Here is a 21594-nt window from a genome sequence, read left to right on the forward strand (position 1 = left end):
CATGAACGAACTGGTAGTCCGCAAAGACGATCCCGGCCTGTGGTATGCCGAGGTTCCGCGCTCGATCACCAAGTTCATCGTGATCGGTCTGATCATGCTGATTGTCTGTTTCGGTGGCTTTGGCGTCTGGTCCTTCCGTGCCCCGCTTGCGGCGGCGGTCATTGCGCAGGGCAGCTTTGTCGCCACGGGCCGCAACAAGATCGTGCAACACCTTGAGGGCGGGATTATCGAAAACATCCTCGTTGCCGAAGGCGAGGCGGTCGAGGCCGGTCAGATCATGATGACGCTGGACCAGACTTCGGCGGCGGCCAATGAGCGGGAGTTGTTCATTCGTAAAATCCGACTGCAGGCCATGACAGAACGTCTGCTGGCCGAGCATAGTGAGCAGGAAAATCTGGTATTCTCCCCCGCACTGGTCAATGCCTCGGATGATGTCGAGGTCATGACCATCCTCGACAATCAAAAGCTCAGCTTCAATGTTTCGCGCAAGACGCTGCTGAACGACATCGCCCTGCTGCAACGGAATATGGAGGCGCTGAAGATCCGGGCCACCGGGTTTGAGGCGCAGTTGACCAGTATGCAGCGCCGCTCGGATATCCTTCAGGAAGAATACGACACGAAATATGCGCTGTTCGAGAAAGGGCTGGTGCGAAAAGGCGACCTGAACACAATCCGCCGTGTCCAGGCCGAGGCCGAGGGTCAGCTGGCCCGCCTGCAAGCCGAGACGGCCGAGGTAAATCAGATGCTGCTGAAATACGAAGAGCAGATCCTGCGGACACGCTCGGCCTATCGCGAGGCCGCGTTGGACGAGCTTGGCGTGATCGAGGCCGATCTGGAAAGTGTGCGCGAAAAGGCACGGCAGGCCCGCAGCGTTCTGGATCGCGCCGTTGTGCGTGCGCCGGTGACCGGCACCGTGGTGCGTCTGCATTACCACACGCCCGGGGGTGTGATCGAAACCGGCGAACAGATCGCCGAAATCCTGCCGGCCGATGCCCCGCTGATCATCGAGGCGCAAATCCCACGTACCGAAATCGACAGTGTCGTGACCGGTCAGATCGCGACCGTGCGTCTGGTGGCGCTCAACCAGCGGACAACCCCGGTGCTCAACGGTGAGGTCTTTTATGTCTCAGCCGACTCGCTGCTGGAAGATTCCGCCGGAATGCCGCAAGAAGTCTATCTGGCGCGCATTTCGCTGACCGCGGATGAGATGAGCCGTGTGCGGGGCTTTGTACCAACACCCGGCATGCCCGCCGAAATCATGATCCAGACCGAGGAACGCACCTTCGCGGCCTATATCGCCAAGCCCGTGGTCGACAGCATGTCGCGCGCTTTCCGGGAACACTGATGGCAGGGACTGCTTAGCGACTACATCTTCCAGATTTTGCATGTTAGCCTTCCGCAAATTGAGTCTGCAGGAGGGGCGCGAATGCCTTTGACGGTCAAAGAGATGATGGTGGCTGCAAATGCCGTGGTCGAACGTATCGACGCGGGCAGGGCGCAAGAATTGCTAGCGCAGGGCGCGCTACTGCTGGATATCCGCGATACGCCCGAGCTTGAAAAAGCGGGCCGCGCGATTGGATCGCATCACATCCCGCGCGGCATGCTGGAATTCCGCGCCGATCCTGACATGCCGTCTTACGACCCCGAATTGCGCAAGGATCGGGTGATCATCCTGCATTGCGCCTCGGGCGGTCGTGCGGCGCTGGCGGGGAAACTGCTGAAGGATATGGGGTATCAGCAAGTCTATAATCTGGGCGGCTTTGCAGACTGGGTGAATGGCGGCGGATCTACAGTCGAGCCGGTTGATCCGGGGATGTAGCCACCTGATCTGACACAGGTCAAAGCGGAATATATTCGCTTGCCTTAATGTGAGGGCGATGCTCACAGACAGGACGACAGGCCATGCTACGCCTCGCTACCACGCTTTATTCTCTGATCGCCACCGCGCTGGCTGGAAGCGCCGTGATCGCCGTGTTAGCGGCGGGAATGGTGACCGCGGTGGCTATTGTCTCGGCAGCAGCCACGGGTGCGGTTGTGGCGGCACCTGTGTCCTGGTTGGTTGCAAAACGCCTTTATTCGGGCGCATGATCAAGCGTTCAGAAAGGTCCTGACGGCGGCCTCGAATTCGCGGGGTTTCTCGGCGTGCAGCCAGTGGCCCGCGCCCGGAATCTTGGCGAACCGAGCCGCCGGGAACAGGTCGCGAATCCGGTCTCTATGCTCCGGCAGAACATAATCGGACGCCGCGCCGGACAGGAACAGGGCAGGGCCGGTCCAGCTGCCGGATTTCTCGGGAAAACCCATGATCTTCGGCATTTCGCTGGCCAAAACGTCCAGATTGAGCCGCCAGCGCCCACCCTCCACGTCCAGAGACTGGGTGAAAAAGCTCTGCAGTGCCTTTTCGACGCCCAGACCGGCCAGTTGTGTCTCGGCGTCCGAGCGGCGCTGGACGCGAGACATATCCACGGCCCGCATCGCCTCGATAAACGGCATCTGGCTGTGGCCGTAGGTGACAGGGGCGATGTCGGCAACGACCAGCTTGCGCACCAAATCGCCATGATCCAGCGCCAGCACCATTGACGCTTTGCCGCCCATGGAGTGCCCAAGCACGTCGGCGGTGCCTCCAATGCTCTCAATGACTTCGGCCAGATCCTGCGCAAGCTGCGGATAGCCATGCTGTGCATCCCAGAAACTGTAGGCATGGTTGCGCATATCCGCCGCGATGACCTGCCTTTCATCCGACAGCAGCCGCGCGATAACCCCCCAATTTCGCGCCGAGCCATAAAGGCCATGCGCAATCAGCAGGGGTGGTTGATCGGTGGGTTCGCCATGGATGATCGTATTCAGCATGCTCTTGTGATACGCGCGAGCGCACAGAACAACCAGCCCCATTGTGGCCCGCGCAGCACGAAGCTACATTGCCCCGTCAGGAGGCGCAGATGACGCAGGAAACCGATATCCAGACCCGCATCGCAGAGACCATTCGATTGCTGCGCAAAAAGCTTGGGGTAAAGGATAAAACCCTGATCGCCTCGGTCCGGCGTGCAAAACGGCGTTTGCCGCGCAAGATCTACAAACAAGCGATGGTGCTGGCTCAGGCCGAGCCGATGGCGGAACATCCGAAATTGCGGATGGTTCTGGATATGCCAAGGCTCGAGAAAGCCTCGGACGAGGTGCAGAAGCATTTGAATGCGATCAATCTGGCGGATCGGCGCTGGGGGTGGTTCTTAAGCTTTCTGGGTTCGCTGGCATTGGGCCTGATTGCCCTGTCGGCGCTGACGCTTGTCGTGCTGCGGTGGCGCGGATACATCTGAGCCGGTCTGGCCCGAAAAGAAAAACGGCGCCCGATGAGGCGCCGTTTTCTGTTTCTCGATCAGGCTTGGATCAGAGATTCGGGTAGAGCGGGAAGCGCGCGCAGAGCTCGGCAACCTCGGCCCGAACCTTCGCCTCGACGGCGGCGTTACCGTCTTCGCCATTGGCCGCCAGACCGTCGACAACTTCGATGATCCAGTCCGCGATCTGGCGGAACTCGGTCTCGCCGAAGCCGCGGGTGGTACCGGCGGGTGAGCCCAGACGGATGCCGCTGGTGATGGTCGGCTTCTCGGGGTCAAACGGCACGCCGTTCTTGTTGCAGGTGATATGCCCACGGCCCAGGGCCTTCTCGGTCGCGTTGCCCTTGACGCCTTTGGGACGCAGGTCGACCAGAACCACATGGGTGTCAGTGCCGTGGGTCACCGTGTCCAGACCGCCCTTGATCAGCTGATCCGACAGCGCCTGCGCGTTGGTGATCACCTGCTGAATGTAGCTTTTGAACTCGGGCCGCAGGGCCTCGCCAAAGGCCGCGGCCTTACCTGCGATCACATGCATCAGCGGGCCGCCCTGAATGCCGGGGAAGATGGCCGAATTCACTTTCTTGGCGATATCTTCATCATTGGTCAGGATCATGCCCCCACGCGGACCGCGCAGGGTCTTGTGCGTGGTGGTCGTCGCCACATGCGCGTGCGGGAACGGACTGGGATGTTCACCGGCTGCGACCAGACCGGCAAAGTGCGCCATGTCCACATGCAGATAGGCGCCGACCATATCGGCGATCTCGCGCATACGAGCAAAGTCGATCTGGCGCGGGATGGCGGAACCACCGGCGATGATCAGCTTGGGGTTATGCTCTTTCGCCAGCGCCTCGACCTGATCGTAGTCCAGCATGTTGTCCTGCTTGCGCACGCCGTATTGTACGGCATTGAACCACTTGCCCGACTGGTTCGGACGCGCGCCGTGGGTCAGGTGACCGCCGGCATCCAAGCTCATGCCCAGAATGGTGTCACCAGGCTGGATCAGCGCCTGAAACACACCCTGGTTGGCCTGGCTGCCCGAGTTCGGCTGAACGTTGGCGAATTCGCAGCCGAACAGCTGCTTGGCGCGATCGATGGCCAGATTCTCGGCGATATCGACATACTGGCAGCCGCCATAGTAGCGACGGCCGGGATAGCCCTCGGCGTATTTGTTGGTCAGAACCGAGCCCTGCGCCTCCATGACGGCGGCAGAGACGATGTTCTCGGACGCGATCAGCTCGATCTCGTCGCGCTGACGGCCCAGCTCGGACGTGATCGAGCCGAACAGCTCGGGGTCACGATCCGAAAGGGACTGGGTGAAAAAACCGGTATCACGGAGATTGGCGTTCATGGGCGCTCCACATGGCTGGGGGTGTGTCTTTCGCGGATTTCCTATCGGAAACGATCCTGTCGAAAAAGGCTATAAAGCGACGAATTGGCCCGCTGCGGCGTCAACTCTGGTGTAATGCGGAAAGGTATGTTTGTTTCGGAACCAAATGTGCAGCACTGGAAACCACAAATCATGACCAAGAGAATCGCCTTTCTGGCCAGCGATGCCAAAGTGGCGCAAACCGCGCGCGAGGCTTTGGTGGCACGTTATGGCAATGCCGCGCCACGGGATGCGGACGTTGTCGTGGCGCTGGGGGGGGACGGGTTCATGCTGCACACGCTGCAGGGGATTCAACATCTCGGCACCCCTGTCTACGGGATGAATCGTGGCACCATCGGGTTTCTGATGAATGAATACGCCGAAACCGATCTGATGGCGCGGCTGGCCGAGGCCGAGGAAGAGGTCATCAACCCCCTCAGCATGATCGCGATGGACCAGTCGGGCAAACGGCACGAGGCGCTGGCCATAAACGAGGTGTCGCTGCTGCGTGCAGGCCCGCAGGCTGCCCGCCTCAGGATCAGCGTCGATGGTCGGGTGCGCATGGCCGAGCTGGTGTGCGACGGCGCGCTTCTGTCCACACCTGCGGGATCGACCGCCTATAATTACTCGGCCCACGGACCGATCGTTCCAATCGGTGCGGATGTTCTGGCACTGACCCCGATTGCTGCGTTTCGCCCCCGCCGCTGGCGGGGTGCGCTGCTGCCCAAGATGGCCAGCGTCCGGTTCGAAGTGATCGAGGCGGACAAGCGTCCGGTCATCGTCGCGGCCGATTCGGTCGCATTTCCCGATATCGACTGGGTCGAGATCAGGTCCGAACCCAGCGTACAGCACCGCATCCTGTTCGACCCCGGCCATGGGCTGGAAGAACGCCTAATTTCCGAGCAATTCACATAAATCTGGCTTTACGGGCAAATTTCCTGATCCTTATGTGAACCAGTTCACAGGAACGTGCTTCATCCTTTGTTAACGTTAAGTCACCCGGAGATCACGCCAAGGTGGAAGTGAGTGGCCATCTAACGGTGTTTTCGAATGATTGCGCATTTTACGCGCTGGCGAGGGTGGGTGGTGCTACGCTCGTCATCAGATTTCTGGGCACATTTTAGCATGCGGACCCCGGGTACAATATCCCGGGGTCAATTTTTTGCGGGCGACCGCTATTGGTGTGACGCCATCTTTTCCCACAGAATCGGAGCCATTTGCCCAACACGCTCTTCAATCGCTGCGGCAGCACCGATTGCCATATCCTCGCGCCAGCGCTGGGCTGTGATCTGAATATTGATCGGCTGCGGCCCGCCCGGCAGCGCCGCCAGCCGTGCCGGAACACTTGCCGCAGGCAGGCCCAGGAAGTTCATCGCATAAGAATAAACCGCACAGCCCAGCACCTCATGCACCCCTTCGGCCCCTTCCGTATCCCGGTCGGGTCTGAAGAACGGCTGCGGCAGGAACGGCGACAGGATCAGCGGATAATCTTGCAGGAACAGCGACCATTCACGCGCGTGATGGCTGCGCTGCGCCAGCGCCCGTATCAACTCGGTGCCCACAATCGGCGGGAACTCCTGAAAATAGACCTCAAAAATGTCCCGGATGGTTTGTGAGCCGGCAGCTTCGATATCGCCTTTCATCAGCGTCAGTACTTCGCCCATAAGGGCGCGATACCCCAATCGACCGCATTCAAATACGTCAGGCGGACCAATCTCTGTGACCACATATCCCGCATCGCTCAAGGCGTCCCGAGCAGTGTCCAGCGCCGCCTCAACCTCGGGATGCAGGTCATAGCCAAACGTGTTCTTGGTGAATGCAACCTTAACCGGCCCGTCCAGCGGCGCGCCCAACCAGGGCATCGGAACGTGAAACGGATCACGCGGATCAGCGGCAATCAGTGAGGGCATCGACAACTGCAAATCCGCAGCCGACCGAGTGATCACCCCCTGAACCGACATGGATTGGGCCAGCAATCCCCGCTCCGCTGTCTGACTTGGGTTCCACGCAGGTACTCGTCCAAGGCCGGGTTTGACAGTGACGGCACCATTGGCCGCCGCAGGAAAACGCAGGCTGCCGCCGATGTCATTGCCATGGCCCAGCACTCCGATCCCGGCCATTACAGCAGCTCCGGCTCCACCCGACGATCCCCCCGGCGAAATATGCCTTCCCCAGGGATTGTGCGTACGCCCATAGAGAGGGTTGTCCGTGTCGGCGCGAAAGGAAAATTCGGGCGTGTTGGTCCGCCCGATGACAATGGCCCCCGCCTTTTGAAGATTGGCAACCACCGGCGCATCGTCCGGCGCAATCAAATCCTTCAACGCAACCACCCCGTTGGTGGTGGCGTGCCCCGCCTGATCGACATTGACCTTGATGGTAACCGGAACACCATGCAGCGGCCCGACCGGAGCCCCACCACTTCGCGCCCGATCAAGCGCGCAAGCCCGCTCCAGCGCGTCCGCGCCCAGATCCTCTACCACTGCATTCAGGGCAGGATTTACCTGATGCATCCGTTCCAACGCGTCCCGGATGACTTCTTCCGCGCTCAGATCACCCGCACGGGTCAAAGCAGTCAGTTCCGTCGCGCCAAGACGCCAGATGTCGCCGTTTGTCATGCTCGTCCTCCCGGCCTCAACCTGAGGCGGGCAGCGACGGATGACAAGACCCGCATCCAAAAAATGGGTCCGCCCTTCATCCGGCCAAAAATATCTCGGAGCGCGAGGCAGAGCCTCGCACCCGCGCGTCAGCGCAAATCGGGCGCGCCGAAAGGCGCACCATTGGATTTACCGGTGAGTTACGGCGCGTAGCCGATGGTCCTCAGGGCCGAGGCGATTTCATCCAGAATGGCCGGATCATCAATTGTGGCAGGCATCTTGTACTCTTTGCCATCGGCAATCGACACCATCGTCCCACGCAGAATCTTGCCCGAACGCGTTTTAGGCAAACGATCCACCACAACTGCTTTTTTGAAGGCGGCGACAGGGCCGATCTTGGCTCGGACCATTTTCACCACATCGGCAACCACATCCTCGTGGACCCGGTCAGAACCTGCATTGAGGCACAGGAACCCGACCGGCATCTGCCCTTTCAACTGATCCGAGACGCCGATCACCGCGCATTCGGCGACATCGGGGTGGGCGGCCAGAACCTCTTCCATACCGCCCGTCGACAGGCGGTGGCCCGCGACGTTGATCACGTCATCAGTGCGCGCCATGATGTACAGATACCCATCCTCATCAATCATCCCCGCGTCTCCGGTCTCATAATAACCGGGGAATTGCTCAAGATAGGATTTCTTGAACCGTCCTTCTGCATTCCACAGCGTCGGCAATGTGCCCGGAGGCAACGGCAACTTGACTGCGATCGCGCCCAACTCACCGGGTTTCATCGGATGGCCGCCTTCATCCAGGATTTGCACGTCATAGCCCGGCATCGGTTTTGCCGGTGATCCGAGCTTGATCGGCAGTTCTTCGATCCCCAGCGGGTTCCCGGCAATGGCCCAGCCGGTTTCGGTCTGCCACCAGTGATCGACCACCGGAACTTTCAGCGCATCCTGTGCCCAGATGATGGTATCCGGATCGGCGCGCTCGCCGGCAAGATACAATGCTTTCAGACACGACAGGTCGTATTGCGCCATCATTTCGGCTTTGGGGTCCTCGCGCTTGACGGCGCGGATCGCGGTCGGGGCGGTGAAGAAGCTCTTGACTTTATGTTCGGAAATCACCCGCCAGAAGGTGCCCGCATCGGGGGTACCAACGGGTTTGCCCTCGAACACGATGGTGGTGTTGCCGTGGATCAGCGGGGCATAGCAGATATAGGAATGCCCCACGACCCAACCGACATCCGAGGCGGCCCAGAAAACATCACCGGGATCGACATTGTAGATGTTCTTCATCGTCCAGTTCAGCGCCACCAGATGGCCCGCTGTCGGGCGCACCACACCTTTAGGCGCCCCGGTTGTGCCCGAGGTATACAGGATATACGCCGGATCATTGCCGCTGACAGGTACACATTCTGCGGGCTCGGTTCCGTATTGGAAGCCATGCCAGTTCACGTCGCGCCCCTCGATCAGTTGCGCAACTTCCTGTTCGCGCTGGAAGATCACGCAGAAGTCGGGCTTATGGCTGGCCAGATCGATGGCCCCGTCCAGCAGCGGTTTGTAATGCACGACGCGACCCGGTTCCATCCCGCATGAGGCGGCGATGATCGCCTTGGGTTTCGCGTCGTCGATGCGTACCGCCAGCTCGTTACTGGCAAATCCACCAAACACAACCGAATGCACCGCACCCAGCCGCGCGCAGGCCAGCATGGCCTCCAGCGCTTCGGGGATCATCGGCATATAGATGATAACCCGGTCGCCTTTCTCGATGCCCTTGGCGCGCAGCGCACCGGCCAGATTGGCGACGCGGTTGCGCAACTCGACATATGAGATTTCGCGCTTGGTGTGGGTGATCGGGCTGTCATAGATGATCGCTGTCTGCTCACCGCGGCCGTTTTCGACATGCCGGTCAACCGCGTTCCAGCAAGTATTGACCTTGGCGTCGCTGAACCATTCGTACAAAGGCGCGTTATCGCCGAACAGAGCCTTGCTGGGAGGTTGAACCCAGTCGATCCCGTTTGCAGCTTCCATCCAGAAAGCCTCGGGGTCGGTTTTCCAGCTTTCGTAAACGTCCTTATACGCCATGATGGCCTCCTCCTAATCTCCTTGGGCTGTGTGTAAGGTGTCCGGCGCGCGAGCGACAAGTGAGGCGAAGGATTGCGCGTCAGTTTATCGCAAAATCTTTGCAGAATCTTACAACTTGCTCTGCAAATTTTTGCAAATACCCTATTTTTTGTACGCTTTGCAGCATCTCGTAAGGAGTTTTGCAAATCAGCAAAATTTCGGGCGTAACTGCCACTCGGCTGACAGAATCAAATCGGGCGCCCGATCAGGCGCCCGGAATTGTCCGTCGCGATGGCAGTAATTGCCTAGCCGTAATGTGCCACCGGCGTACCGGCGATGGCCGCCATGTTCAACAATCCGCGCGCGGTGATCGACGGGGTCACGATATGGGCCTTGTTCCCCATCCCCATCAGGATCGGTCCGACCTCCAGCCCGTCGGCCTTCATCTTCAGGATATTGCGCACGCCACTTGCTGCGTCTGCGTGGGCGAAGATCAGTACATTGGCGGAGCCTTGCAGGCGCGAATTGGGGAAAATCCGCGACCGCAGTTCGGGGTCCAATGCCGCGTCCAGGTTCATCTCACCTTCATAAGTGAAATCGCGCGGTTCGGAATCGAGGATGTCCAGCGCCGCCCGCAGGCGTTTGCCGGAACCTTCGGCCTGATTGCCGAATTGTGATTGCGAACAGAACGCGATTTTGGGCTCCAGCCCGAACCGGCGTACGTGACGGGCCGCCCCGATAGTGGATTCCGCCAGTTCCTCGGGCGAGGGCAGTTGCCGGACATGGGTATCGGCGATGAACAGGGGACCATCTTCAAGGATCATCAGCGACAGAGCGCCATGCGGACGCAGGTCGTTATGACCCAGAACCTGTTCCACATAGTTCAGATGCCAGCGATATTCACCAAATGTGCCGCAGATCATACTGTCCGCCTCACCGCGTTGGACCATGATCGCTGCGATGGCCGTGTTGTTGGTGCGCATAATTGCCTTGGCCAGATCCGGCGTCACGCCACGGCGCTGCATGAGCTGATGATAGGAGTTCCAATAGTCATAATACCTTGGGTCATCCTGAGGGTTCACGATCTGGAAATCCTGCCCCGGACGTACCGTCAGACCCAGCTTCTCGCAGCGTGCGCTGATGACATCCGGGCGTCCGATCAGGATCGGGGTCTCGGTGGTCTCTTCCAGAATGGCCTGAGCCGCACGCAGAACGCGCTCGTCCTCGCCCTCGGCAAAGACGATCCGGCGCGAGGCGACGGCGGCGGCTTCGAAGACCGGACGCATCAGCAGGGCCGATTTGAACACGGTCTGGTTCAGGCGCTCTTTATAGGCTTCAAGGTCGTCGATGGGGCGCTTGGCCACGCCGCTTTCCATTGCCGCCTTGGCAACGGAAGAGGACACAACGCCCACGAGGCGCGGATCAAAGGGTTTGGGAATCAGATAATCCGGTCCAAAGGTCAGTTGTTCGCCTTTGTAGGCGGCTGCGGCCTCGGCACTGGTGGTGGCGCGGGCCATTTCGGCGATGCCATCGACGCAGGCGATCTGCATCTCGTCATTGATCTCGGTCGCGCCCACGTCGAGCGCACCGCGGAAGATGAAGGGGAAGCACAGGACGTTGTTGACCTGATTGGGAAAGTCGCTGCGACCGGTGGCAATGATTGCATCCGGGGCAACCTCGCGCGCGGCTTGCGGCAGAATCTCGGGCGTCGGATTGGCCAGCGCGAAGATGATCGGAGTCTTGGCCATCTTCTCGACCATTTCCGGTTTCAGCACATTTGGCCCGCTCAACCCCAGAAACAGATCGGCCCCGCCGATCACATCATCCAGTGTGCGCAGGTCGGTTTTCTGCGCGAACTGATCCTTGTGCGGGTTCATATCCTCGGCGCGGCCTTCATAGACCAGCCCGTGAATGTCGCACAGCCAGATATTCTCGCGCTTGACGCCCAGCTTGACCAGCATGCTGAGGCAGGCGATCCCCGCAGCACCGCCCCCGGTTGAGACGATCTTGATATCCTCGAATCTTTTGCCCGCCACATGCAGCGCGTTCTTGGCCGCCGCACCGACGACGATGGCCGTACCGTGTTGATCATCGTGGAAGACGGGGATATTCATCCGTTCGCGGCAGAGCTTTTCGACGATGAAGCAATCCGGCGCCTTGATGTCTTCCAGATTGATCGCGCCGAAGGTCGGCTCCAACGCGCAGACGATATCAGCCAGCTTTTCCGGGTCGGGCTGATCCACTTCGATGTCGAAACAATCGATTCCGGCGAACTTCTTGAACAGCACCGCCTTGCCTTCCATCACCGGTTTTGAGGCCAGCGCGCCGATATTGCCAAGCCCCAGCACCGCTGTCCCGTTCGAGACCACAGCAACAAGGTTTCCGCGCGCAGTGTACTTTTCCGCATTCGCGGCATCAGCTTTGATCTCGAGGCTGGCTTCGGCCACGCCGGGCGAATAGGCGCGCGCCAGATCACGGCCGTTGGCCATCGGTTTGGTGGCCTTGATCTCAAGCTTTCCGGGTTTTGGATGCGCGTGATAGTCAAGGGCGGCCTGCCGCAGGCTGGGTGTGTCAGACATCGACGTTTCAACTCCGTTCCAGAATTCGTTTGATGGTTAAACTATTTTTTCAGGCTTGGCTACGCTGCGTCAGTTCAAGGCCACACACACATGTTCATTGCTTTTTATTGCAGAACTTTTATGAACGAACAATTCGGCAAGACACCCTAAACTCGGCAGGCAACAAGACCCAGAGCATGACTTACGAGAAAGATCCCTACACCGTGCCGTCTGGTGCGGCCCCGGCAATGAGCTCTGGCGCAGATCGGTTGCTGCTCCGGGTGGTGTTGTCTGTGGCGGTTCTGTTCCTGTGTGCAATCGTAGTCTGGCCGCATGAAGCCGCAGTCTACAATCAGGAAGGCGGATTGATTGAAACGCTGTCGGCGCTTGCCTTGATTGCGGCAGGGTTGGTCGCGCTGGTTCGGTATCGCGGGCTCACGCGGGCCTATATCGGACTTGTTTGTCTGTTGCTGGCTGAACGCGAGTTGGACGCTGATGTCCATGCCCCGGGAAGCCTGCTGTATGAAATTCATAGCAGCCTTGATACGACTTTGGATGCGACGGCAGTCCGGATCGTATTGGCAGTGATCGTGTTCGGAGGAGTTGTCTGGCATGGAATCCCCAATGGATGGCGTGCCGTTAAGCAACGGGCGCCGTTCTTGTTGGTGTTTTTGCTGGCTGGCTTGATCGCTGTGATCGCGCAGGGGCTTGAGGAAGTGAGCGGTTTCTTCGACGACAGCCTTTCGTCCACCATGGAGACGCGGTTGTTTGTTTTGGAAGAAACGCTCGAGATGTACTTTTCGGTTGGCATTTTGGCCGCTGTTCTGATCGGATGGCCGAAATCCAAGACTGAAGAGATACCTGATGACCTCGACCGAAAGCCAGACGCGCGCTGAGATCCGTCTGTCGACGCAGGAACTGCGCGACGATATTCCTTTTTATACCAAGGTTCTGGGGATGCGGATGGATATGATCTATCCGGCGGATGACCCTCGGGTCGCGGTGTTTTCGGGCCACGGGCTGCGGTTGCGGATCGAAAAGGACGCGCCCGAGGCCGCAGGGACGCTGCGCATCCTGACGGACGATCCGGACGGGTTTGCCGATGGCCAGCGCAGCCTTGTTGCGCCGAACGGCACCCGCGTCGAAATCGAAGAGCTGAATCCGCCGCTGGTCATGCCTGACACCGTGCATTCCTTTGTGGTGCGCAGGCTCAAGGATCAGGCGCCGTGGATCATCGGGCGGGCAGGGATGCACTATCGCGATCTGGTGCCGGATCGGCTGGGCGGATCGATCATCGCCAGCCATATCCGAATTCCAGACGGCGGACCGGTGCCTGACATGGTGCATTTCCACAAGGTCGGGTTTCAGCTGATCTTCTGCATCCACGGCTGGGTGGATGTGGTTTACGAAGATCAGGGCGACAAGATGCGCCTGACGGCTGGCGACTGCTTTATCCAACCGCCAGAAATCCGCCACCGGGTTCTGGAAGCCTCGGATAATGTGCAGGTGATCGAGATTGGCGTGCCCGCCGAGCATGTCACCGAAATCGACCATCGGATGGAGTTGCCCACGCCGCACTATCGCCCGGATCGGGAATGGCAGGGGCAGCGGTTTGTTTACAATCTGGCCGAGGGCGCGCAATGGGTGCCGTTCCGTCTGCCGGGCTATACCTGCCGCGACACGACGATTGCCGAGAACACCAAAGGTGTGGCGGGCGTGCAGGTTGTGCGCCGAGGGCAAGGCGATCCTGCATGGGCCAGTCACGACACGGATATTCACTTCACCTTTGTTATGAACGGCGAAGTGACCTTGGAAGGGGAAGGGCGCGAACCCTACCGGTTGGAGCAGGGCGACGCCTTTGTCATCCCGCCCGGCATGCGCACCCGTCTGTCTGACCCGTCCGACGATGTCGAACTGCTTGAGGTTACGCTGCCCGGCACTTTCAATACGACGCTGGGCTAGAAGGCTGTGGATAAACCTGCCCGGGGGCTTCAAATCCCCGGGTGCTTTCATTTAGTGTACGGTATTCTGACCAAATGATCAAAAAACGGGAATCGCCCATGTCTTTGAAAGATGCCGCGCTCGCCGTCCGGGAAAATGCCCATGCGCCTTATTCCAACTTCAAGGTTGGGGCGGCGATCAGGTCGGGCTCGGGCACAGTGTATTCCGGGTGTAATGTCGAGAATGTCGCCTATCCCGAAGGCACCTGCGCCGAGGCCGGGGCGATTGCCGCCATGGTTGCTGCGGGTGAAAAGGAATTGACCGAGGTCTATGTGGTTGCCAGCAGCCCGCAACCGGTGCCGCCTTGTGGCGGCTGCCGCCAGAAGCTGGCCGAGTTCGGTAACGGAGACGTCGTAGTCACGATGGCAACGGTTGACGGGGTCGAGTCCCGCACCACCATCGCCGATCTGCTGCCGGGTGCCTTTGACGCTTCGCATATGGAAGACAGCTGAATGGACGCGCGTTCGATCATTGCCAAGCTGCGCCGCCACGAGGTGCCCTCGGGCGAGGAACTGCACTGGTTCGCGCAGGGATTGGCGGATGGTGGCGTCAGTGATGCACAGGCGGGGGCCTTTGCCATGGCCGTCTGTATGGGCGGGCTGGGCGCGCAGGGGCGGGCCGATCTGACGGTGGCCATGCGCGACAGTGGCGAGGTGCTGACTTGGGATCTGGATGGCCCGGTGATCGACAAGCATTCGACTGGCGGGGTGGGGGATTGCGTCAGCCTCGTGCTGGCCCCGGCGCTGGCGGAATGCGGGGCTTATATTCCGATGATCTCGGGCCGAGGCTTGGGTCATACCGGCGGCACTCTGGACAAGCTTGAGGCCATTCCCGGCGTGGCGACCCAGATCGGACAGTCCCGTCTGGCGCAGGTTCTGAAAGAAACCGGCGCCGCTATTGTCGGCGCGACCGGCCAGATCGCGCCTGCGGACAAGCGGCTTTATGCGATACGCGATGTGACGGCGACGGTGGAAAGCCTCGATCTGATCACGGCGTCGATCCTGTCCAAGAAACTGGCGGCCAGCCCCGATGCGCTGGTGCTGGACGTCAAGGTGGGCAGCGGTGCGTTCATGAAAACGCTCGACGACGCGCGCAGGCTGGCGCAGGCGCTGACCGAGACCGCGAATGCGGCTGGCTGCCGGACTTCGGCTGTGATCACCGACATGAACCAGCCGCTGGCCCCGGCGCTGGGCAATGCGCTGGAAGTGGCCGAGGTGATGCAGGTCATGACCAGCGGGCAGGACTCGCCCTTGGCCCATATCTCTGCCGAACTGGGCGGCGTGCTGATGGCGGACGCGGGGATGTGTGCCTCGGCTGAAGAGGGCCGGGCGCAGATCGCCGAAGTGATCCGCGATGGCCGCGCCGCCGAACGGTTTGGCCGCATGATGGCAGCCGTGGGCGGGCCGGTGCATTTCGTCGACACCTGGGCACGCTTCCTGCCCGAGGCCAATGTGATTCAGGAAGTGCCCGCACCGCGCGATGGCTATGTCTCGGCCATTGATGGCGAGGCGCTGGGCCTGACCGTGGTCGCGCTGGGCGGCGGACGCCAGGTTGAAAGTGACGAGATCGATCCGGCAGTTGGATTGTCGGGCATCTTGCGGCTGGGCGAGAAGGTCCAGAAAGGCGCACCATTGGCCGTGGTCCATGCCGCGCGCGAAGATGCGGCGCGACAGGCGTCTCAGGTGGTGCTGAACGCAATAACGCTTGGCGATACACCCGTGGAACAACCGCCCCACGTGCATGAAAGGATCAGCGCATGAGCCGCGCTTTTCTTGTGGTGATGGATTCGGTTGGTATCGGCGGCGCACCGGATGCCGATCAGTTTTTCAACGGAACCGCGCCGGATACGGGCGCGAATACCGTGGCCCATATCGCGCAGGCGTGCGCGGAGGGGCGTGCCGAAGATGGCCGCTCGGGCCCTTTGCACCTGCCCAACCTTGACGCGCTGGGGTTGGGGGCGGCAGTGCGGCTGGCCTCGGGCGATGCAACGCCGGGGTTGGAGGCCGCGCCAACGGGTCTATGGGGTCGCGCGCGTGAATATTCACCCGGCAAGGATACACCGTCGGGCCACTGGGAACTGGCGGGTTTGCCCGTCCCGTGGGACTGGCACTATTTCCCGGACACCAAGCCTGCATTTCCCGCCGATCTAAGCCGCGCCGCCGCCACGGCCGCAGGCACCGAGGGTATTCTTGGCGATTGCCATGCCTCGGGCACGGCCATCATCGCCGACCTCGGGGCCGAGCATATGCGTACCGGCTGGCCAATCTGCTATACCTCTGCCGACAGCGTGTTCCAGATTGCCGCGCATGAGGAGAGCTTTGGCCTCGACCGGTTGCTGGACATGTGCCGCGCACTTGCACCGCAATTGCATGAGATGAAAGTGGGCCGTGTGATCGCGCGGCCTTTCGTGGGGTCGCCTGAAAACGGTTTTTCCCGCACAACCAACCGTAAGGATTTTGCCATTCTGCCCCCCGCGCCCGTGTTGACGAACTGGGCGCAGGACGCAGGCCGTCGCGTTCATGCGGTGGGTAAGATTGGCGACATCTTCTCGATGCAAGGGATCGATACGCTGCGCAAAGGCTCGGATGCCGAACTGATGGTGCATCTCTCGGAACTGGTGGATGAGGCCGAAGAGGGAAGCCTGACATTCGCCAATTTCGTCGAGTTCGACAGCCTGTACGGTCATCGCCGCGATATCAGCGGTTACGCCCGCGCACTGGAATGGTTCGATCGGGAAATCGGGACGGTACTGCAAAAGCTGCGCCCCGGCGACCTGATGCTGCTGACAGCAGATCACGGCAATGACCCCAGCTGGACCGGCACCGATCACACGCGTGAACAGGTGCCGGTACTGGTGGCCGGGCAGGGTACGGGCGAGATTGGACAGATCAACTTCGCCGATGTCGCCGCCAGCATCGCACATCATCTGAACATCCCGGCGCAAGGACCGGGGCGGAGTTTTCTATGACCGTAGCCGACCTGCCAAAGATCGAACTGCACCTGCATCACGAAGGGGCGGCCCCACCCGCGTTCATCCGCCAGTTGGCGCATGAAAAGCGCGTGGACCTCAGCGGTATTTTCAAACCCGATGGTTCCTACGACTTCCGCGACTTCGCTCATTTCCTCAGCGTCTATGAGGCTGCTTGCGAGGTGCTGAAATCGCCCGAAGACTTCCGCCGTCTGACGCTGGCGATCCTTGAAGAAAGCGCTGCAAATGGTGTGGTCTATTCCGAGACCTTCCTCAGCCCGGATTTCTGCGGCGGTGGCGATCTGTACGCGTGGAAAGACTATCTGACCGCCATTCAGGACGCGGCGGACGAGGCCGAACGCAAGTTCAACATCACCTTGCGCGGTGTGGTGACCTGCGTCCGTCACTTCGGCCCGGAACAGGCCAGGCGCAGCGCCTTTTGCGCGGCGGAGACGGCAGGCGACTGGATCACCGGCTTTGGTATGGGCGGCAACGAATCTGTCGGCACTCAGGGCGACTTTGCATGGGCCTTCGATTGCGCCCGCGAGGCCGGTTTGCGTCTGACCACACATGCGGGTGAGTTTGGTGGCCCCGAAAGCGTGCGGGACGCCATTCGTGATCTGGGGGTCGAGCGGGTCGGCCATGGCGTACGCGCCATCGAAGACCCGGACCTGATCCGCGAATTGATCGACCGGGATGTGACGCTTGAGATCTGTCCGGGCTCGAACGTGGTCCTGGGCCTGTTTCCCGATTTCGCGGCCCACCCGATTGCCAAATTGCGCGATGCGGGCGTCAAGGTCACGGTTTCAACCGATGACCCGCCGTTTTTCCATACCACAATGCGGCGTGAATATGAGATGTTGGCTGCGGCCTTCGGCTGGCAAGCGGATGACTTCGCGGCGTTGAATGAAACCGCCCTGAATGCGGCCTTTTGTGACGAAGACACCCGCGCGCGGGTCAAGAAAAGACTGGAGAACTCATGAGCGAACACCTGACCGTCGTCGATCATCCACTGGTACAGCATAAGCTGACGCTCATGCGGGACAAGGGCACCTCGACCGCCAGTTTCCGGCAGTTGCTGCGCGAGATCACCTTGCTGCTGGCCTATGAGGTCACGCGCGAGATGCCGCTGACCACCCGCCACATCGAAACCCCGATGGAGGAGATGGACGCGCCCATTCTGGCGGGCAAGAAGCTGGCGCTGGTGTCGATCCTGCGGGCCGGGAACGGGATGCTGGACGGGGTGTTGGAGCTGGTTCCCTCAGCGCGTGTTGGCTTTGTCGGGCTCTATCGCGACGAAGAGACGTTGAAGCCGGTGCAGTATTATTTCAAGGCGCCGGAAGGGCTGAAGGACCGCCTGGTGATCGCCGTTGATCCAATGCTGGCCACCGGCAACAGTTCGGCCGCCGCGATTGACCTGCTGAAAGAGGCGGGTGCCACCGATATCCGCTTCCTTTGCCTGCTGGCTGCCCCGGAAGGTGTGGCGCGCATGAAAGAGGCGCATCCGGATGTGAAGATCGTCACGGCCGCGCTGGATCGCGAGTTGAACTCGAAAGGCTATATCATGCCGGGGCTGGGCGATGCCGGAGATCGGATGTTCGGCACAAAATAGGTGCTATTGCCCGCAGATATTCTGCAGCCGGACCCAATCGCGGTCCGGCAGCACCTGTTCCAATGCCCGGCCCGCCATCGGGTCGGCCTCGATCAGGCCCAGAACCGTCTCACCCGTAATGTCACGCGCATAGGCGTAAGGGGTCGAGGGCAGGGCGGCCTGTGCAAAAACGGCCAGCAAATCGTCATCAGTAATCGCGGGACGGGGTTCTGACAGGATTTCCTCGGTATAGGTATCCACGATCTCGGGCGTTAGCTCGCCCGTGGTCAGCAAGCGGAAGGCTGCAGCTGTGCCGGTCCGGTCCAGCAACTCGTCCAGCGGATCTTGCTGCGCGGCGCGCGCGCGCGCCGCGATCACATAGCCTGCGGCGACGGCGGGGTCTTCGTGATCCTCGACCAGAGCCCGGTTCAACAGCACTGTCCCCCCCGGCAGGCTGAGGCTGTCGGGCAGACCCGCAGGCAGGATCACGATCTGACGTACCCCGGTTCTGCTGGCCAGCCGATCCAGCGAATCCTGCGCGTCCGGCGACGTGCACGCCTTGCCGGATACACGCTCGATCCGGCGCAGGATGGTGTCGCCGATCTCCTGCCGCTTGATCTCGGGCACCACGGCGACCACGTGGCGCTGCAGCGCGCCGGGCAGCCAGAACAACAGCAACGCAACAACCGCCAGCACGACGCCTGTCACGCTGAGCCAGCGGAGCCGACCGGGATGCGGACGCGTCCGGTCGATGGCGCGTTGCAGCCGGTCGATGGCCTCGATCATGGTGGTTTCGGTTTCGGCCAGTTCCAGCGTTTCACCCGGATCACCATCAGGGTTGAAGATCGCCGGATAAGTACCGGGGTTTTGTCGCTCCAGCGCGGCCAGCGACCAATGGGTCAGCGCCCGGTCATTGAAATCCGAGATGGTCAGCGTGGCCTCGCCAATGGACACAACCACCTCGCGCCGTTGTTCGTCTGGCGTGGGGCGCCACAGACCGGTCGCTTCGATCCGCTGGTACTGTTTGAGTGCCGTCATCGGGTAATGCTGCTCGAGTATTATTTTGTTCCAAGTCTAGCATGTTGAAAACCGACGGCGCAAACCTGTTGCGCATGGTTCAGAAAATATGCTGACTGTGCCGAAGCAGAGGGTGCAGCGAGAGTGGGAGCACGGGTGGAACAAGACAGATCTTCGGTTCTGGCATCGCTGCTTATGGTCTGCTCGATGGCGATCATCGGCGTGATCGACAACTTCGTGATTCGTCTGGCCGAGTCCATCGGGCTCTGGCAGTTTCATCTGAGCCGCGCCTTGCTGATGCTGCCGCTGATCGGTTGCCTGTCTCTGCTGGGATTGGGCGGGCTCAGACCCCGGCGCTATGGTATCGTTGCATTGCGCAGCGTCCTGATCACTCTGGCGATGCTGTTTTACTTCAGCGCTTTGGCATTGATGCCGATTGCACAGGCGCTTGCGGGGTTGTTTACCTCTCCCATCTTTGTGCTGCTGATTTCGGCCCTGTTCCTCAAGCAACATATCGGCCCGTGGAGGATTGCCGCGGTGTTGCTGGGTTTTAGCGGAATCCTGTGTGTGTTGCAGCCCGATCCGCTGGCATTTGACGTCAAAACGCTGCTGCCGGTTGCCGGGGGGTTCTTCTATGCCCTCAGCGCGGTGGTGACGCGCACGCATTGTTCGGGCGAAAGCACCGTTGCGCTTTTGGCAGCGATGGTGGTAACGCTTGGCCTTGCCGGTGCGACAGGGTTGATCTGGCTGACCCTGATCCCGATCGAGGCGCCGCTTGGTCCGGATGGGTTTGTTCTGCGCGGCTGGGTCTGGCCGATGAATCAGGCACTGCCATGGGTCGTGCTGCAGGCCATAGGTTCAACAATTGCGGTATTCATGCTGATCAAGGCCTATCAACTGGGCGAGCCATCTTATGTGGCGGTGTTCGAATACTCGGTCATGATCTTCGGTCCCTTGTTCGCATGGGTGGCCTTTGGCCAGTCGGTTGGTCCGATGCAGATGGTGGGGATCGGTATGATCGCCACAGCGGGAGTTCTGCTGGGCTGGCGCGAGCGTCGTGTGTTGTCCAGACAGCGCGCAACATCCTGAGGTACCGGATAGATTCGGAACAAAGAACCAGCGTGGCTGTTGGCAGCGCGTTTCGTAAAGCTGGTCAAAGCAGGTCTTAATTGCAGCTTTGTTTATTGAATGCAGGCTAAATACGGCAAAGCTGACCCAAATTTGCCTTAAATATGGCAAAACTAAGTCCCCTTAAGGCACAAAGGCTTAACCCTTCGGAAATGTATGAAGGTGCCAAAAGGGGGGAAGGCACGTGTTAGAAGTAGTGAGTGTTTCGGGGTTATCGAAACAAGAAGATAGGGGCCTTGGGGCCTTTTCGGGGAAGGCCGTGTCAGTACGTCGTGGGGGCCTGCTGCACGGAACCAGAGTGGCAACAACCAGCGGTTGGAAGCCGGTCGAAAGACTGGTCGCGGGTGATCTGGTGAGGACGCTGGATCATGGATTTCGCGCACTCAGACGAGTCTGCGTAGACCGTATTGTTGTCCCCGGTGATGAGAGGCGGGCCGAGCATCTTCCGGTGCTCGTCCCGTCCCGCGCCGCCTATAACGGGCGGGCTGTCTGGTTGATGCCGGAACAGGGTATGGCGTTGGATCAGGGCAAGCTGGGGCTGGGGGTCGAAGGGATCTCGATCGTGCCCGCACGGATGCTCAGCGGGGTGGGGCGGCTGCAGTCGCAGACACCGGCCCAGACCTTTGATGTCACGTCGTTATTTTTCGATCACGATGAGGTTGTCTTCATCGAAGGCGGTTTTCAGGCCTATTGCCCGTCGGGCCGGATGGTCGCCTCGGCAGGAATATCGAACACCTATGAGGTTGCCGATGCCGAGGATGCCGAACTGCTGATCGAAGCGGTTGCAATCAAGGGCGACATTTCCGCCTTTGCAAACCCGTTGGGTGCGCTGCCTGCACCCATCCCGCAAGAACCGATATTCCCGATCCGGCCCCCTTCGGGGATACGCCGTCCAGGGCGACCAGGGCGGCCAAATGTGCCACCTTTGTTTCTGCGGCCTGAATGGCAGACCTAACTAAACACTTCAAAAGAA

Annotated in this window: 20 protein-coding genes; 14 read left to right on the plus strand and 6 right to left on the minus strand. The window is 60.4% G+C overall.

Features of this window, described 5'->3' with window-relative positions; all coding sequences use genetic code 11:
* The first annotated feature begins 1 nt into the window (after position 1).
* The 3 genes from ACR0K9_RS01490 to ACR0K9_RS01500 all read left to right on the plus strand — a co-directional run bounded on the left by ACR0K9_RS01490 (position 2) and on the right by ACR0K9_RS01500 (position 2088).
* Positions 2–1345 (plus strand): HlyD family type I secretion periplasmic adaptor subunit, encoded by a 1344-nt coding sequence (locus ACR0K9_RS01490; protein WP_480536039.1) that lies wholly within the window; start codon positions 2–4, stop codon positions 1343–1345.
* An 81-nt stretch (positions 1346–1426) separates the two neighbouring features.
* On the plus strand, positions 1427–1819 hold the full coding sequence (locus ACR0K9_RS01495) for a rhodanese-like domain-containing protein (RefSeq protein WP_480820184.1): 393 nt from the start codon (positions 1427–1429) through the stop codon (positions 1817–1819).
* A gap of 83 nt (positions 1820–1902) precedes the next feature.
* Positions 1903–2088, plus strand: coding sequence for a hypothetical protein (locus ACR0K9_RS01500; protein ID WP_480820186.1), 186 nt, complete (start codon positions 1903–1905; stop codon positions 2086–2088).
* Here the strand turns inward: ACR0K9_RS01500 and ACR0K9_RS01505 are convergent, their stop codons facing one another.
* Positions 2089–2847, minus strand: a complete 759-nt coding sequence (locus tag ACR0K9_RS01505) for an alpha/beta fold hydrolase (protein ID WP_480820188.1) — start codon at positions 2845–2847, stop codon at positions 2089–2091.
* An 89-nt stretch (positions 2848–2936) separates the two neighbouring features.
* Between ACR0K9_RS01505 and ACR0K9_RS01510 the strand changes: the two genes are divergently transcribed.
* On the plus strand, positions 2937–3311 hold the full coding sequence (locus ACR0K9_RS01510; protein WP_480820190.1) for a hypothetical protein: 375 nt from the start codon (positions 2937–2939) through the stop codon (positions 3309–3311).
* Between the two features lie 70 nt (positions 3312–3381).
* Here the strand turns inward: ACR0K9_RS01510 and glyA are convergent, their stop codons facing one another.
* Positions 3382–4677 carry a serine hydroxymethyltransferase gene (gene glyA / locus ACR0K9_RS01515; protein WP_480820192.1) on the minus strand — a complete coding sequence of 432 codons (1296 nt, stop codon included), beginning with the start codon at positions 4675–4677 and terminating at the stop codon, positions 3382–3384.
* A 171-nt stretch (positions 4678–4848) separates the two neighbouring features.
* On the opposite strand from glyA, the gene ACR0K9_RS01520 reads away from it, so the two are divergent.
* Positions 4849–5610 carry an NAD kinase gene (locus ACR0K9_RS01520; RefSeq protein WP_480531427.1) on the plus strand — a complete coding sequence of 254 codons (762 nt, stop codon included), beginning with the start codon at positions 4849–4851 and terminating at the stop codon, positions 5608–5610.
* Between the two features lie 260 nt (positions 5611–5870).
* Here the strand turns inward: ACR0K9_RS01520 and ACR0K9_RS01525 are convergent, their stop codons facing one another.
* The 3 genes from ACR0K9_RS01525 to ACR0K9_RS01535 all read right to left on the minus strand — a co-directional run bounded on the left by ACR0K9_RS01525 (position 5871) and on the right by ACR0K9_RS01535 (position 11937).
* Positions 5871–7310, minus strand: coding sequence for an amidase family protein (locus tag ACR0K9_RS01525; RefSeq protein WP_480820194.1), 1440 nt, complete (start codon positions 7308–7310; stop codon positions 5871–5873).
* A gap of 179 nt (positions 7311–7489) precedes the next feature.
* On the minus strand, positions 7490–9379 hold the full coding sequence (gene prpE, locus ACR0K9_RS01530) for a propionate-CoA ligase PrpE (RefSeq protein WP_480820196.1): 1890 nt from the start codon (positions 9377–9379) through the stop codon (positions 7490–7492).
* Between the two features lie 284 nt (positions 9380–9663).
* A complete protein-coding gene (locus ACR0K9_RS01535; RefSeq protein WP_480820198.1) occupies positions 9664–11937 on the minus strand; it encodes an NADP-dependent malic enzyme in 2274 nt (757 codons plus the stop codon).
* Between the two features lie 176 nt (positions 11938–12113).
* Here ACR0K9_RS01535 and ACR0K9_RS01540 point away from each other — a divergent pair, with 176 nt between their 5' ends.
* From ACR0K9_RS01540 to upp, 7 genes are all read left to right on the plus strand, one after another.
* On the plus strand, positions 12114–12812 hold the full coding sequence (locus ACR0K9_RS01540) for a hypothetical protein (RefSeq protein ID WP_480820200.1): 699 nt from the start codon (positions 12114–12116) through the stop codon (positions 12810–12812).
* Positions 12781–13878, plus strand: a complete 1098-nt coding sequence (locus ACR0K9_RS01545; protein WP_480820202.1) for a cupin domain-containing protein — start codon at positions 12781–12783, stop codon at positions 13876–13878. Before ACR0K9_RS01540 ends, ACR0K9_RS01545 begins: the two co-directional genes overlap by 32 nt.
* Before the next feature lie 74 nt (positions 13879–13952).
* A complete protein-coding gene (locus ACR0K9_RS01550; RefSeq protein WP_480820204.1) occupies positions 13953–14369 on the plus strand; it encodes a cytidine deaminase in 417 nt (138 codons plus the stop codon).
* The gene (locus tag ACR0K9_RS01555) at positions 14370–15677 is read left to right on the plus strand and encodes a thymidine phosphorylase (protein WP_480820206.1); all 1308 of its coding nucleotides are present in this window, start codon (positions 14370–14372) and stop codon (positions 15675–15677) included. It begins immediately after the preceding gene.
* Positions 15674–16885 (plus strand): phosphopentomutase, encoded by a 1212-nt coding sequence (locus ACR0K9_RS01560; protein WP_480820208.1) that lies wholly within the window; start codon positions 15674–15676, stop codon positions 16883–16885. The genes ACR0K9_RS01555 and ACR0K9_RS01560 overlap by 4 nt, the downstream gene beginning before the upstream one ends.
* Complete coding sequence (locus ACR0K9_RS01565) at positions 16882–17868, plus strand: adenosine deaminase (protein WP_480820210.1); 987 nt, start codon at positions 16882–16884, stop codon at positions 17866–17868. The genes ACR0K9_RS01560 and ACR0K9_RS01565 overlap by 4 nt, the downstream gene beginning before the upstream one ends.
* Entirely contained in the window at positions 17865–18497 is a 633-nt protein-coding gene (upp, locus tag ACR0K9_RS01570; protein ID WP_480531446.1) for a uracil phosphoribosyltransferase, read from the plus strand. Before ACR0K9_RS01565 ends, upp begins: the two co-directional genes overlap by 4 nt.
* 3 nt (positions 18498–18500) lie before the next feature.
* Here upp and ACR0K9_RS01575 read toward each other — a convergent pair whose 3' ends face one another.
* On the minus strand, positions 18501–19514 hold the full coding sequence (locus tag ACR0K9_RS01575; protein WP_480531448.1) for a hypothetical protein: 1014 nt from the start codon (positions 19512–19514) through the stop codon (positions 18501–18503).
* A 135-nt stretch (positions 19515–19649) separates the two neighbouring features.
* On the opposite strand from ACR0K9_RS01575, the gene ACR0K9_RS01580 reads away from it, so the two are divergent.
* Together ACR0K9_RS01580 and ACR0K9_RS01585 are read left to right on the plus strand one after the other, a co-directional pair.
* Positions 19650–20582, plus strand: coding sequence for a DMT family transporter (locus ACR0K9_RS01580; protein WP_480820212.1), 933 nt, complete (start codon positions 19650–19652; stop codon positions 20580–20582).
* Between the two features lie 298 nt (positions 20583–20880).
* A complete protein-coding gene (locus tag ACR0K9_RS01585) occupies positions 20881–21576 on the plus strand; it encodes a Hint domain-containing protein (RefSeq protein WP_480820214.1) in 696 nt (231 codons plus the stop codon).
* Positions 21577–21594 lie beyond the last annotated feature (18 nt).

The sequence above is a fragment of the Ruegeria sp. L12 genome, assembly GCF_056531745.1.

Bases quoted from the DNA above. Each gene is read 5' to 3' on its own strand.
- ACR0K9_RS01490 (WP_480536039.1), top strand. From the start codon at position 2: ATGAACGAACTGGTAGTCCGCAAAGACGATCCCGGCCTGTGGTATGCC.
- ACR0K9_RS01495 (WP_480820184.1), top strand. From the start codon at position 1,427: ATGCCTTTGACGGTCAAAGAGATGATGGTGGCTGCAAATGCCGTGGTC.
- ACR0K9_RS01500 (WP_480820186.1), top strand. From the start codon at position 1,903: ATGCTACGCCTCGCTACCACGCTTTATTCTCTGATCGCCACCGCGCTG.
- ACR0K9_RS01505 (WP_480820188.1), bottom strand. From the start codon at position 2,847: ATGCTGAATACGATCATCCATGGCGAACCCACCGATCAACCACCCCTG.
- ACR0K9_RS01510 (WP_480820190.1), top strand. From the start codon at position 2,937: ATGACGCAGGAAACCGATATCCAGACCCGCATCGCAGAGACCATTCGA.
- glyA (WP_480820192.1), bottom strand. From the start codon at position 4,677: ATGAACGCCAATCTCCGTGATACCGGTTTTTTCACCCAGTCCCTTTCG.
- ACR0K9_RS01520 (WP_480531427.1), top strand. From the start codon at position 4,849: ATGACCAAGAGAATCGCCTTTCTGGCCAGCGATGCCAAAGTGGCGCAA.
- ACR0K9_RS01525 (WP_480820194.1), bottom strand. From the start codon at position 7,310: ATGACAAACGGCGACATCTGGCGTCTTGGCGCGACGGAACTGACTGCT.
- prpE (WP_480820196.1), bottom strand. From the start codon at position 9,379: ATGGCGTATAAGGACGTTTACGAAAGCTGGAAAACCGACCCCGAGGCT.
- ACR0K9_RS01535 (WP_480820198.1), bottom strand. From the start codon at position 11,937: ATGTCTGACACACCCAGCCTGCGGCAGGCCGCCCTTGACTATCACGCG.
- ACR0K9_RS01540 (WP_480820200.1), top strand. From the start codon at position 12,114: ATGACTTACGAGAAAGATCCCTACACCGTGCCGTCTGGTGCGGCCCCG.
- ACR0K9_RS01545 (WP_480820202.1), top strand. From the start codon at position 12,781: ATGACCTCGACCGAAAGCCAGACGCGCGCTGAGATCCGTCTGTCGACG.
- ACR0K9_RS01550 (WP_480820204.1), top strand. From the start codon at position 13,953: ATGATCAAAAAACGGGAATCGCCCATGTCTTTGAAAGATGCCGCGCTC.
- ACR0K9_RS01555 (WP_480820206.1), top strand. From the start codon at position 14,370: ATGGACGCGCGTTCGATCATTGCCAAGCTGCGCCGCCACGAGGTGCCC.
- ACR0K9_RS01560 (WP_480820208.1), top strand. From the start codon at position 15,674: ATGAGCCGCGCTTTTCTTGTGGTGATGGATTCGGTTGGTATCGGCGGC.
- ACR0K9_RS01565 (WP_480820210.1), top strand. From the start codon at position 16,882: ATGACCGTAGCCGACCTGCCAAAGATCGAACTGCACCTGCATCACGAA.
- upp (WP_480531446.1), top strand. From the start codon at position 17,865: ATGAGCGAACACCTGACCGTCGTCGATCATCCACTGGTACAGCATAAG.
- ACR0K9_RS01575 (WP_480531448.1), bottom strand. From the start codon at position 19,514: ATGACGGCACTCAAACAGTACCAGCGGATCGAAGCGACCGGTCTGTGG.